Origin of the sequence: Belliella buryatensis (genome assembly GCF_900188245.1) — a bacterium.
GTDB classification, from domain to species: Bacteria; Bacteroidota; Bacteroidia; order Cytophagales; family Cyclobacteriaceae; genus Belliella; species Belliella buryatensis.
This window is the reverse complement of the sequence record NZ_FZOK01000006.1, coordinates 171,269-183,884: the sequence shown is the minus strand read 5'-3', so window position 1 is coordinate 183,884 and position 12,616 is coordinate 171,269. Positions and strand designations below refer to the sequence as shown.

The 12,616-nt window shown below is 36.5% G+C and carries 12 protein-coding genes; 6 read left to right on the top strand and 6 right to left on the bottom strand.

All coding sequences use genetic code 11. The annotated features are described in order from the left end of the window. Positions 1–11: 11 nt before the first annotated feature. Positions 12–1,973: a DNA topoisomerase (ATP-hydrolyzing) subunit B gene (gyrB, locus tag CHB66_RS08050; RefSeq protein WP_089239780.1), complete on the bottom strand. Its 1,962-nt coding sequence runs from the start codon at positions 1,971–1,973 to the stop codon at positions 12–14. A 379-nt stretch (positions 1,974–2,352) separates the two neighbouring features. Between gyrB and CHB66_RS08045 the strand changes: the two genes are divergently transcribed. The 3 genes from CHB66_RS08045 to CHB66_RS08035 all read left to right on the top strand — a co-directional run bounded on the left by CHB66_RS08045 (position 2,353) and on the right by CHB66_RS08035 (position 5,172). Continuing rightward, complete coding sequence (locus CHB66_RS08045) at positions 2,353–3,102, top strand: bacteriorhodopsin-like (RefSeq protein WP_089239778.1); 750 nt, start codon at positions 2,353–2,355, stop codon at positions 3,100–3,102. Between the two features lie 68 nt (positions 3,103–3,170). Then, a complete protein-coding gene (locus tag CHB66_RS08040) occupies positions 3,171–4,313 on the top strand; it encodes a lycopene cyclase family protein (RefSeq protein WP_089239776.1) in 1,143 nt (380 codons plus the stop codon). Continuing rightward, positions 4,300–5,172 carry a Brp/Blh family beta-carotene 15,15'-dioxygenase gene (locus CHB66_RS08035; protein ID WP_089239774.1) on the top strand — a complete coding sequence of 291 codons (873 nt, stop codon included), beginning with the start codon at positions 4,300–4,302 and terminating at the stop codon, positions 5,170–5,172. Before CHB66_RS08040 ends, CHB66_RS08035 begins: the two co-directional genes overlap by 14 nt. Here CHB66_RS08035 and CHB66_RS08030 read toward each other — a convergent pair. From CHB66_RS08030 to CHB66_RS08020, 3 genes are read right to left on the bottom strand one after another with little or no spacing between them, the layout of a single operon-like run. Then, the gene (locus CHB66_RS08030; RefSeq protein WP_089239772.1) at positions 5,169–5,534 is read right to left on the bottom strand and encodes a CoA-binding protein; all 366 of its coding nucleotides are present in this window, start codon (positions 5,532–5,534) and stop codon (positions 5,169–5,171) included. The genes CHB66_RS08035 and CHB66_RS08030 overlap by 4 nt on opposite strands. Further along, on the bottom strand, positions 5,531–6,484 hold the full coding sequence (locus CHB66_RS08025; RefSeq protein ID WP_089239770.1) for a GNAT family N-acetyltransferase: 954 nt from the start codon (positions 6,482–6,484) through the stop codon (positions 5,531–5,533). The genes CHB66_RS08030 and CHB66_RS08025 overlap by 4 nt, the downstream gene beginning before the upstream one ends. Positions 6,485–6,489: 5 nt before the next feature. Then, on the bottom strand, positions 6,490–7,311 hold the full coding sequence (locus CHB66_RS08020) for a 1-acyl-sn-glycerol-3-phosphate acyltransferase (protein ID WP_089239768.1): 822 nt from the start codon (positions 7,309–7,311) through the stop codon (positions 6,490–6,492). A gap of 243 nt (positions 7,312–7,554) precedes the next feature. Between CHB66_RS08020 and CHB66_RS08015 the strand changes: the two genes are divergently transcribed. Next, the gene (locus CHB66_RS08015; protein ID WP_089239766.1) at positions 7,555–8,388 is read left to right on the top strand and encodes an SDR family NAD(P)-dependent oxidoreductase; all 834 of its coding nucleotides are present in this window, start codon (positions 7,555–7,557) and stop codon (positions 8,386–8,388) included. On the opposite strand, the gene CHB66_RS08010 is transcribed toward CHB66_RS08015, so the two are convergent. Further along, on the bottom strand, positions 8,385–9,053 hold the full coding sequence (locus CHB66_RS08010) for a hypothetical protein (protein ID WP_141107380.1): 669 nt from the start codon (positions 9,051–9,053) through the stop codon (positions 8,385–8,387). The genes CHB66_RS08015 and CHB66_RS08010 overlap by 4 nt on opposite strands. A gap of 110 nt (positions 9,054–9,163) precedes the next feature. Here CHB66_RS08010 and CHB66_RS08005 point away from each other — a divergent pair, with 110 nt between their 5' ends. Continuing rightward, positions 9,164–10,063, top strand: a complete 900-nt coding sequence (locus CHB66_RS08005) for a class I SAM-dependent methyltransferase (protein WP_089239762.1) — start codon at positions 9,164–9,166, stop codon at positions 10,061–10,063. 36 nt (positions 10,064–10,099) lie between these two features. After that, positions 10,100–11,284 (top strand): aspartate aminotransferase family protein, encoded by a 1,185-nt coding sequence (locus tag CHB66_RS08000; RefSeq protein ID WP_089239760.1) that lies wholly within the window; start codon positions 10,100–10,102, stop codon positions 11,282–11,284. A 29-nt stretch (positions 11,285–11,313) separates the two neighbouring features. On the opposite strand, the gene pcaF is transcribed toward CHB66_RS08000, so the two are convergent. After that, positions 11,314–12,522: a 3-oxoadipyl-CoA thiolase gene (pcaF, locus tag CHB66_RS07995; protein WP_089239758.1), complete on the bottom strand. Its 1,209-nt coding sequence runs from the start codon at positions 12,520–12,522 to the stop codon at positions 11,314–11,316. Positions 12,523–12,616: the final 94 nt, after the last annotated feature.

The following is a 12,616-nucleotide window of genomic DNA, read 5'->3' as shown; positions in this document are numbered from 1 at the left end:
TTTCAAAATTTTTAAGTATCAATTTTTGCGTATTTCGCATTCTTTTCAATAAAGTCTCTCCTTGGTGGGACTTCATCTCCCATAAGCATGCTAAAAAGGTGATCAGCTTCAGCAGCTGATTCTATGGTAACTTGCTTGAGTGTTCTGGTATTTGGGTCCATGGTAGTAGTCCAAAGCTGCTCTGGATTCATTTCACCAAGCCCTTTGTATCGCTGTAAGTTAATACTTTCTTCTTTGCCAGTATCACCTACCATTTCTTTAGTGATTTTCTTTCTGTCTTCTTCGTCATAAGCATATCGCTCGTCTTTGCCTTTCTTCAGTAAGTATAGCGGTGGCTGAGCAATGTAGACATAGCCATTCTCAATTAGAGATCTTAAGTACCTAAAGAACAGAGTCAAAATTAAAGTTCTGATGTGAGAACCATCAATATCAGCATCTGTCATGATGATGATTTTATGATATCTCAAATTGGACAAATCTAATTCTCTATCACCATTTACAGTACCAAATTTTACTCCTAGTGCAGTAAGGATATTTTTTATTTCGTCGTTATCGTAGATTTTATGTTCGTGGGCTTTTTCTACATTGAGGATTTTACCTTTGAGCGGGAGAATAGCCTGAAAATCTCTATCTCTTCCTTGTTTTGCAGATCCACCTGCTGAATCACCTTCTACTAAATATAGCTCACAAACAGTTGGGTCAGAATTAGCACAATCTGCAAGTTTACCAGGCAATCCTCCACCTCCAAGCACGTTTTTTCGCTGTACCATCTCACGGGCTTTTCTAGCCGCATGTCTAGCTTGGGCAGCCAAAACCACTTTTCCAACAATGATTTTAGCCTCTTTTGGATGTTCTTCAAGCCAGATTTGTAAAACTTCAGATACAGCACTATCGACAGCGCCTACCACATCAGAATTACCCAATTTAGTTTTGGTCTGTCCTTCGAACTGTGGTTCTGCTACTTTTACAGAAATAACAGCTGTTAAACCCTCTCTGAAATCATCCCCTGAAACTTCGATTTTCAGTTTATCGAGCATTCCTGACTTATCCGCATAACTCTTCAAAGTTCTGGTCAAAGCTCGCCTGAATCCTGATACGTGACTACCACCTTCATAAGTATTGATGGTGTTTACATAAGAAACTACATTTTCAGAATAGGAAGAATTATAACTCATCGCCACCTGTACTGGTACACTGTTGCGCTCAGACTCTATATAAATAGGCTCTTCAATTATTTTTTCTTTGGTATCATCTAGGTACTGAACAAATTCTACCAATCCACCTTCAGAATAAAACTCATTGGACCTCGGCGTACCATCTTCTTCCAATTCACGCATGTCTTTGAGATGGATGCGTATTCCTGCATTCAGGAATGACATCTCTCTAAGTCTATTGGCTATTGTTTCGTATTTATATTCAGTAATTGCAAAAATACTTGAATCAGGTTTGAAATGGATGATTGTCCCCCTCTTATCAGTAGTCCCAATTTCTCTTACAGGGTATTGTGGTATACCTATCGAATATTCTTGTTCAAAAACTTTGCCCCCACGATGCACTGTAGCTTTTAGCATAGTAGATAAGGCATTCACACAAGAAACCCCTACTCCATGAAGGCCACCTGATACTTTGTAGGTGTCTTTGTCAAATTTACCACCAGCATGAAGTACAGTCATTACTACTTCAAGGGCCGATTTTTTTTCTTTTGGGTGAAAATCTGTAGGAATTCCTCTCCCATTATCTTCTACTGTGACAGAGTTGTCTTCATTGATGGTTACATGAATTGTGTCACAGTGTCCTGCAAGGGCTTCATCAATGGAATTATCTACAACTTCCCATATCAAGTGATGTAGTCCTTTGACTCCAACATCACCAATGTACATAGCAGGTCTTTTTCTTACAGCTTCTAATCCTTCGAGAATTTGAATATTCCCAGCTGAATAATCATTCTTGTTTTCTTCCTTGTTGTCGCTCATAACTAATTTTAAGCTCCTTTATTGATGTAAAAAAGAGGTTTTTTGACAGTCGTATTAAAGCGTAATAATACGCAAATTTTTCGAGAGCACATACCCACCCATAACCTTAAATTACATTATTTGAGTAAATCTCATGCAAGCAAAGAAAACTCATTTGAAAGTTTTAAAATTCGAATGTTTTGATGGTTCATAATGCATTGAAAGTTAAAATCTTAAATACCAATTACCTGCTGTTGATTACCAAAAATAAGTCATTAAAACACTTTTGTTTAATATTATTGATTTTTTATTAAACAAATAAACTCCCAAATCTCTTTAGATGTCATTATTACCCAAAATATTATTTCACTAAATCAATCACATCTAAAATCAATTCACAATGAACACAATTTTAACAGCAGAAATGATCGGATTGGATCGTATCGTTAACAGTGACCCTGTTGCCATTACCTTTTTTATTGGGTACATGGCTATGTTTGCATCAGCAGTCTTCTTCTTTGTAGAAAGAAGTTCTGTGGATGGGAAGTGGAAAACTTCACTTCTTGTATCAGGTCTCATTACAGGTATTGCGGCAGTGCATTACTATTATATGAGAGATTTCTACCTGGAAACGGGTAGTTCACCGACAGCTTTCAGATATGTTGATTGGACACTTACTGTTCCATTGATGTGTGTGGAGTTTTATCTTTTGACAAAACCTTTCGGTGCTAAAGGATCTACATTGACCAAATTGATTGTTGCATCTTTGGTAATGTTGGTGACTGGTTACATTGGTGAGACTTCTGGAATCGATAACAATGTTTTTTGGGGTGTTTTATCAACTGTAGGTTATCTATACATTGTGTATGAAGTATTTGCTGGTGATGTAGCCAAATTGGCTAAATCTTCTGATAGCCCTGCTTTGGGTAGAGCAATGTTCTTGTTGAAGATCTTCATTACGCTTGGATGGTCAATCTACCCAATCGGTTACATGGTCCTTCCTGGAAACTTGTTGTCTGGTATGTTTGAAGTAAGTAGCATTGATTTGTTCTACAACTTGGCTGATGCTATCAACAAAATCGGATTCGGTTTAGTGATCTATTCTGTAGCTATTGCAGAATCCAACAAAAACAAATCTGTAGCAGCTTAATACACTTAATTTGGTCACTCTGGTATTACCAGAGTGACCTTTTTATTTATAATCATCCCTCCCCAACTATGACCTACGATTTCATCATATCAGGTCTTGGATGTGCTGGATTTAGCTTCCTCTATTATTTGCTAGATAGCCCACTCAATGATCAAAACGTTCTAGTGATAGACTCCTCAAAAAAGGATCAAAATGATAGAACTTGGTGTTACTGGTCACCAACTCCTTTGGATACACATCCAAATAAGGACAATCCCACTTTTTGGAATTCAATAGCCCTAACTGGGGATAAGAACACTGTTAGCAGTCTCAAAAATCTTAAATACTATCATATTAAATCATCAGATTTCTATCATCAGATGTTGGAAATGATTGCTGATAAACCAAATATAAAATTTATCAATGATGAAATTCTCGGAGTCAATACAACAGCAGAAGGAAGTTTCGAATTATTAACAGCCTCATTGGGTAGTTTTTCAGGAAAAAAAGTCATTAATTCAATTCCAAAGTTGAGTGGTGAACTTCCTGAAAATGTACTAAAGCAAATATTCCTTGGTTGGAAAATAAAAACAAAAACTCCTGTATTTGATCCTAAACATATCACCTTGATGGATTTTGTTCCAAATCAAAGTGAAAATTTCTCTTTCTTTTATATCCTTCCTTACAATGAAAAAGAAGCACTTGTTGAGTACACCTTGTATGACAAAGTAGATGTAGATCAAAATGAGATGGTTCAAATTCTCAAAGCATACATCGAAAAAAAGTTTTCAGCAGATTTTGAAATAACCTTTGAAGAAAAAGGCTCTATTCCAATGTCAACCAAAGCCTTTTCTACTTCGACTAATCCCAATTGGATCAATGTAGGTACAATTGGAGGTTGTACAAAGCCTTCTACAGGTTATACCTATCATACGATACAAAGACACTCCAAACAATTGGTGAAAGAGCTAGTCAATGGTAGCAAAAAAACTAACTTGTCGTGGAATAGACCATTTAGGTTTAAATTTTATGACAATATCCTTTTGAATATTGCTTCAAAATGGCCTGATAAACTACCTGATATTTTTCAGGAGATGTTTTCTAGAATTCCAGGTGATCAGGTACTTAAATTTTTGAATGAAGAAACCAATTTCATTGAGGAAGTGAATATACTTCGTAAGCTTTCTTTCGGTATATTCATCAAATCTTTATTGAATTATGAGCAGCATTGAAAATATTGGCAAAGGCCTTGCTTTAGTGCTAAGTCTTTTGTTTTTCCTTTTTTTCAAGGAGAATGTTACTTTCCAATGGATTGTCTTTGCTGTAGTGTTACTCAGTATAGGAATACCACATGGAGCAATAGATCACTTACTTCCCCAAGGTTCAAATAAAAAATCTTCTTTAGGTCTTTTTCTATTTAAATATCTTGGCATCATGGCATTATATCTAATTTCATGGTACTTTTTCCCAAAATTATCCTTGGCAGTTTTTATAATAATTTCAGCATATCATTTTGGCCAAACGCATTTTTTAGATTTTGACCAAATCAAATTTAAACCAATTACTTATTTCATTCTTGGTTCCAATTTCCTGTTGATTATTCTCTTAAGTGATTTTCAGTCAACTTACGATATCCTAATTTCCATAGTTGATATCAGCATTTTAGAACCCATGTCCTTAACCTTAATGGTAATTTTATTTACGACATCTGTGGGATTGACTTTAATTCAAAGGCAGAAAGGGTCATTCAAATTGGCATTAGAAATATGCTTTTTGAGTTTATTACTCTATTTCGCTCCGCTGATTTTAAGCTTTGGGATATATTTTGGCTTTTGGCATGCTTTACCGAGCATGAAGGCCGAATATTATGTCTTGACAAAACAATTGAATTCGAGTCAATTAAAAGTGTTTTTCAAGCAACTGCTCCCTTTTAGTAGTATCAGCATCCTTGGAATCTCCCTTATTCTCTACCTTTCAAAAGAATTTTTGAACGAAGAACAAATCATCCTTTTGTTTTTCGTGCTAGTATCATTGATCTCGGCTCCACATATATTTGTGATGAATAATTTTATAGAGCAACAAAAAGGTTAAAATTGTTTAGTTCTCAATAAAACAAGATTACAAGCCACCATAGCCTCTATATTATTTTCCTGAACTATTTTAATAAATTCCGGATTTTCCGTTCCTGGATTAAATATTACTCTTTTTGATTTCAAAGAAAGAATGTATTCATACCATTCTGGTTGATTTTTGGGTCCAATATAGAGCGTAACTGTATGAACATCTTCTATTTCTGGCTTAGATCTCAAATCTAAAATTTCTTGTCCAAAAACTACCCCTTGCTTAATCCCTATTGGTACAAATGGAATTTTGTAAGCTAAAAACATCTCCGCAGCTATGAAAGCAGTTCTAGAGGGATTGGCTGTAGCTCCTATAATTACAGTTTTCTTCATCTTGATCCAAAAACTCTATCTCTTTCAAAAGTATCCATATGTCTATGCTTTTTGCTTTCATAGATATCGTCAATAGTAATCAAAATACCTGTCTCCTCTACCGCTCCAAACTCGTCATTAAGTGCAGTGCCAAAAGTTTTCATACTTGGAGAAAGGTTCATGTAAGTATTGATCAATGGAGGAATATTTTCTCCAGCTGCCCTTACTCTTGAGTTCAATAACTTGTATCCTTCTTTATAATCCAATCTATCAAAGATATGGGCGATACCTGATAAATCTGTCTCGTATCCCAATCGGATATGATCCAAAGGGCTCACTAATTGATCCTTGTCTGGAAAGTAATGATTCATGAAATATAACAAAAGATCTCTAGCTTCTCGATTATAGTGAGGGTACATTGTTACTTTGCCAAACAAATACCTTACCTCTGGATGTAACATAACTACAGCACCTAGCCCATCCCATAAATTATCAAGAGAGAATAGCCCTTTACGATTATCTAAGCTAGGTTGATACTTGGGCTGTACAAACGACCTGCCCAATTCAATGGTATGTGGAATATATTCCTTTATAAATTTATCAGAGAATTTAAATAGGTGCGCAGTGGAGAGATTGATGACGTTATTTTCATCAAATGAAGCATTTTTGCAATAAATTAATCTGTAGCCCGCTACTATTTCTTCTTCCTCTGGATTCCAAGTGATCAATTGCTGATAGCAGTTTTCACAAGTATCGTTTTCATCAATGTCAAGCGCTAATCCTGTACCTCCACCAGCGCCTCTAAAGGTTAATTCCCTCAATCTGCCGATCTCTTTCACGACATTGGGAGCAGTATGAAAATCAATCAGATAAATGTGATTATTCCCATTATTTGTATATCTAAGAAATCGCTCGGGTGTAAGCTCTTTCTTCAAAATTTCTTTATTTACCGCAGGTATAATTGCTTGCATAAACCTTATTTTTTGGCCATTTGATAAACGGTCTCTTTAATTTCTTCCGCCCACTCCTTTTCACTTTTTGATGAATCAAAATACTGATAAGAAATAGGTTTTCCCACATGAATTACTACTTTTTTACCTTTTTGCGAAAACATCTCGTCTGATAGATAAAACATTTCAATGTTGGCTTTGATACCTATGTTTTTCCGAATCATAGCCAAGTTATAGAAGAAGTTAGAATTCTTGCCTTCAATATAAACTGGTACAATATCTTTCTTGTATCTTTTGGCTTTACTGATAAAGCTTTTTTTCCACTCTAGATCTTTAATTTTACCATTTTGCTTTCTTGAGACTAGCCCTGCCGGGAAAACCAAAATGGCGTGTTCTCCAGCATAAGTTTCTTCGATTAATTTTGTCACCTCTCTTGTATTAGCACCATGCTTGTTAACAGGTATAAACATCGGTTCAAAATTCTTGATATTGGTAAGAATGTCATTGACTAGAAAGCGAATATCTGATCTATACTTTCCAAGTGCATACATAAAAGCTATTCCATCCATACCCCCTAATGGATGATTGGATGCGAATATGACAGATCTACCCATCGGTATATTTTTCTCACCCTTGAGCTCTACTACAACACCAAATTCTTCAATTAAGGCATTCACAAAATCAAGACCTTGAAGATGACCATTCTTGGCCATAATGCGGTTTACCTCACCTTCATGAACAATCCTTTTGATATAGCTAAGTACAAAAGAAGGTAACCAGCGATGAAGTTTAGGATTTTTATCCTTCAATATTTTCTCTACATCAATAAATGGTTCTTTTACTTTCACTATTTTATCGGAATTAAGTCAATATATCCTCACAAGTTCCTTTTAAAACATTGACTATCACAATATTTATAAAACAACAGTAAAGAATAAGTTTCTATATTTTTTGAAATATTAAAATTTCAAAAGCCTAAAATTACTAAATTTTGCCTTAAATATAAGTTTTATTTCATTATACAAAATTTCATTTTTAAGCCTTTCTATAACATTTTAGAACCACTTTGGTTTATTTGTAAAGTTAAAATTATGAATCTAGCGATTACTGGAGCCACATCAGGAATTGGTGAATATACTTTGAAAAATCTTGTTCTTGTATTTAATCAATTATTCATTTTGGCAAGAAATAAGCAAAAAGCAGAAAATTTGTTACGCGAATTAAAAATAGACTCTCAACAAAAATGCATTTTTATTTATTGTGATTTGACTGATATGGACTCTGTAGTGAATGCTGCCCAAGAATTATCTAATCATTGCGATCAACTTGATGTTCTGATCAACAATGCAGGGGGAATATTCAAGCAAAAAGAATTTACCAAAGATCAATTTGAAACAAGTCTTGCTGCAAACCACCTAGGGCATTTTCTTTTGACCCAAAAATTAATGCCACTATTACTAAAAGCCAAAGGTTCTAAAGTAATCAATGTCAGCTCTGAAGCTCACAGAGCAGCCAGAGTGAAGTTTACAGACCTTAATTACAGAGAGATTAATTACAGTTCATTTGGTGCTTATGCCAATGTAAAGCTTTTCAATATCCTGTTTACAAAATCACTTGTTGATAAATATGGAAGTATCGGTCTTAAAAGCTATGCGCTTCACCCTGGAGTAGTCAAAACCAATTTTGGATCGGATACAAGTGGTGTTTTTGCTTTTCTTTGGAAGCTTGCATCTCCATTTATGATCAGTCCGGAAGATGGTGCAAAGACTAGCATCTTTTTGGCAAAGTCAGAACTTCCCGAAAGCTTTAATGGATCATACTTCAAAAACTCAAAAGCAATACAACCATCCTCTTCAGCTTTATCTAAAAATATGCGTGTAAAGCTATGGACTAAATGTGAGGAATTGTTAGCAGATTGGCTTTAAAGCAATAGCCTCTTAGTTTGTAATGCTTGAAGGAGATTTTTAAAATCAACAGGATCATCGATCTTCCATTTATTAGCTTTGATCAAATTCTTAGCTTCACTGCTTCCTATTTCTTTGATAAATTGATTGACTTTAAATTCCTCTTGGGACATCCCTGATATTCTAAAATAACTAACACTATGAGTATATGTATCAAACTGCCTTGGAGAATAGCTGTCCCGAGTTGCCGTAGGCTTTACAATTTTTTTGCCATGCAATGCTACAACGATAGATCCCTCCCATTCCCCAATATACTCCACAATCTTAGGTTTAGCATGAATCATTTCGATCCTAAACTCTCTTTTGACTTCACCTAAAGTTTCTAAACTCACCCAATTTCGAACAGGAAGTGGTAACTCATTATTTCCTTCAGCCTGAATGATAAGCTCTTCTTTTAGTAAATCAATGTTAAAAGGAATTTTTTCATGTTGTTTTCCTGATTTCAGCGTGATATTTCCGTAAAGTGCATGATCAAATAAAAATGGCGTTCCTTTGATTCCTGTACTTCTTGCATTGATCATGATCACATCAAAACCTTGCTCGTAATAAGCAACATCCTTGTCATTTTGCGCGACAAGAGTTAAAACCTGAATAAAAGTCAATCCGAAAATAAATAGAAATTTCATAATAAAATAATCCTTGATCATGAGCATATTATGGGTAATAAATATAGGAAATTAACCAGCAAATTCGAATCATTTATACACGCCTTCAATTATATCTTTATTTTTGCAAGATGAAGGAAACAATTTTGTCATTGACTCCACAGTATTGGGAGGATTATGAATTGATCGATACCGGTGGATTTGAAAAACTAGAACGTTTTGGGTCTTTTATTCTTAGCAGACCTGAGCCACAAGCTATTTGGGATAAAAGTTTATCTTCAGACGAATGGAATAGCATGGCTCACGCCATTTTTGCTAAAGAAAAAAACAACCCTGAAAAAGGACAATGGATAGAGCAAAAAAAAATCCCTCATAACTGGCAAATAAAATATAATAACCAAGATCAAGTAAAACTTATTTTGAACTTGGCAATGACTTCTTTTAAGCACATTGGCTTATTTCCCGAACAGGCAGTGAATTGGGATTATATTTCTGATACAATCAAAAAATTGCCTGTAAAGAACCCTAAAGTCTTGAATCTCTTTGCCTATACTGGAGCTGCAAGTGTGGCGGCTAAGGCTGCGGGAGCAGATGTGACCCACCTTGATTCTGTAAAGCAAGTAGTGACCTGGTCTAAACATAACATGGAGTCCTCTAATCTGAATGATATTCGCTGGATAGTAGATGATGCCATGAAATTTATTAAAAGAGAAGTCAGAAGAGGTAATAAATACCATGGTATTATCCTAGATCCACCGGCTTATGGACGTGGCCCCGATGGTGAAAAGTGGATTTTGGAAGAGCAAATCAATGAAATGTTGAAACTTTGCGCAGAACTTTTAGAGCCAGAGCATCATTTTCTTATACTCAATATGTACTCTTTGAGCTTCTCTTCTATCATCGCTGCCAATTTGGTGAATTCTAATTTCAAGGAAGTTAACAACGCTGAACATGGAGAGTTGTATTTAGTAGATAGGTTTGCAAAGAAACTTCCACTTGGAATATTTTTCAGGTTTAGAAAAATCAAATAGCTACTTGAACCAAAATCTACTGAACTAATATAAAGAATGAATAATAGACAATTATTTCTTTCCCACTTAGCACAAACCACCGACTTCCCTTTGATGATTGAAATCGAAAAGGCGGAAGGAGTGTACATGTATGGACCAGAAGGAAAGAGGTATTTAGATTTGATTTCTGGTATTGGTGTGAGTAATGTAGGCCATAGACACCCGAAAGTCTTGACTGCAATTCAAGAGCAATTGGATAAATACCTCCACTTGATGGTATATGGTGAATATGTACAAAGTCCACAAACCAAATTAGCAAAAGCACTAACTGATACTTTGCCTGAGCATTTGGACAATGTCTACCTCGTGAATAGCGGTAGTGAAGCCGTAGAAGGAGCGCTGAAATTAGCCAAAAGATACACCAATAGAAGAGAAATCATCTCCTGTATCAATGCTTACCATGGATCTTCCCATGGTTCACTCTCAGTTGGAGGAAATGAAATATTTAAGAGAGCCTATAGACCATTACTTCCAGGTATCAAAAATGTGGTCTACGGCTCGTTTCATCAACTATTAGAAATTACAACTGATACAGCTGCCGTCATCATAGAAACTATTCAGGGAGAAGCTGGAATCAAAGTCGCTTGTAGCAATTACTTCCAAGCATTGAGAAAGCGTTGCAACGAAACAGGTACTTTATTGATCCTAGACGAAATCCAAGCAGGATTTGGTAGAACAGGAAAGTTTTGGGCTTTTGAGCACTTTGATATAGTTCCAGATATTTTGGTTTGTGCCAAAGGCATGGGTGGTGGTATGCCAATTGGGGCTTTTGTAGCAAATAGAGAAGTCATGGGGGTTTTCAAAAATAACCCTCTACTTGGACACATTACCACATTTGGAGGACATCCTGTGAGTGCAGCGGCATCACTAGCCACGATAGAGGTGATTCAAAAAGAAAATCTTTTGGATCAAGTGGAGGGTAAAGCAGAGCTGTTCAAAAAATTACTTAAGCATCCAAAAATCAAAGGAGTCAGAAACAAAGGTTTAATGATGGCTGTTGAATTTGAATCATTTGATGTTTTGAAACCTATTATTGACCTTGCAATTGACAAAGGTGTGATTACAGATTGGTTTTTATTCTGTGATGATGCTATGCGTATTGCTCCTCCTTTGATCATTACAGAAGAACAAATCCACGAAGCTTGCGCTGTTATTCTAACAGCAATTGATGAAGTAAAATAAAAATTCCGGTTTAAGCCGGAATTTTTACTTTATACGCGTTCCAAAACCACAGCGTATCCTTGCCCTACCCCAATACACATGGTAGCTAATGCATATTTCTTATTTAATCTCTCCAATGATTTGGCAGCAGTTAAGGTTATTCTAGTGCCGGACATTCCTAATGGATGTCCTAAAGCAATGGCTCCACCATTGATGTTGACCCTAGGGTCGTCATCTGCCAATCCTAGAACTCTGGTACAAGCCAAACTTTGAGCTGCAAAAGCTTCATTCAGCTCTATAACATCCATTTCTGCTAAAGTCAAACCGGCTTTTTCCAAGGCTTTTTTTGTAGCCGGAACTGGGCCAATGCCCATGATTCTTGGCTCCACTCCTACTACTGCCGAGCTTACGATTTTAGCCAATGGCTTTAGACCATATTCCTTGACAATCCTCTCAGACACAATCAAGGTTGCCGCTGCACCATCATTTAAGCCGGAAGCGTTGCCGGCAGTTACTGTACCATCTTTCTTAAAAACGGCCCTGAGCTTGTTCAATCCCTCAACAGTAGTCTGAGGCTTGATGAATTCATCTTGGTCAAATACAATTGGTTCGGATCTCCTCTGAGGGATGCTTACAGGCATGATTTCCTCCGCCAAGATTCCACTTCTTTGTGCTTCTGCAGCTTTCATTTGAGATTGATATGCAAACAAATCCTGATCTGCTCTATTGATCTGATACTGATCCACGAGGTTTTCAGCTGTGATTCCCATGGGATCTGTGCCATACATTTCCTCCATCTTGGGATTGACGAAGCGCCAGCCAAAGCTGGAATCTTCCATTTTTGCATCATTGCCAAACGCCCTGCTTGCCTTGGAAATCACCAAAGGTCCACGGGTCATCTGCTCTACTCCACCCGCAATGAAAACATCTCCGTCTCCTGCTGCTATAGCCCTAGCGGCATGAATGATAGAAGACATCCCAGAAGCACAAAGCCTGTTGACGGTCTCTCCGGGAACTTTCACCGGCAGGCCTGCCAAAAGAGCCGACATCCTCGCTACATTTCTATTATCCTCACCCGCCTGATTATGGCAACCTAAAATCACATCATCAATTTGATCAGTAGGAATGGCGGGATTTCTACTGACCAATTCTCTGATTACCATCGCCGCCAGATCATCAGCCCTGACAGTAGACAATCCCCCACCAAAATTTCCAATCGGCGTTCTAATACCATCTATAATATATGCGTTGTAGTTCATAAGATTTTAATTCAATGATTGAAATAAGTATTTAAAGAAAATGGATTTACCGAGTATATTTTGATATCCAAAGGCTCTATTAAAACCTTCGAGA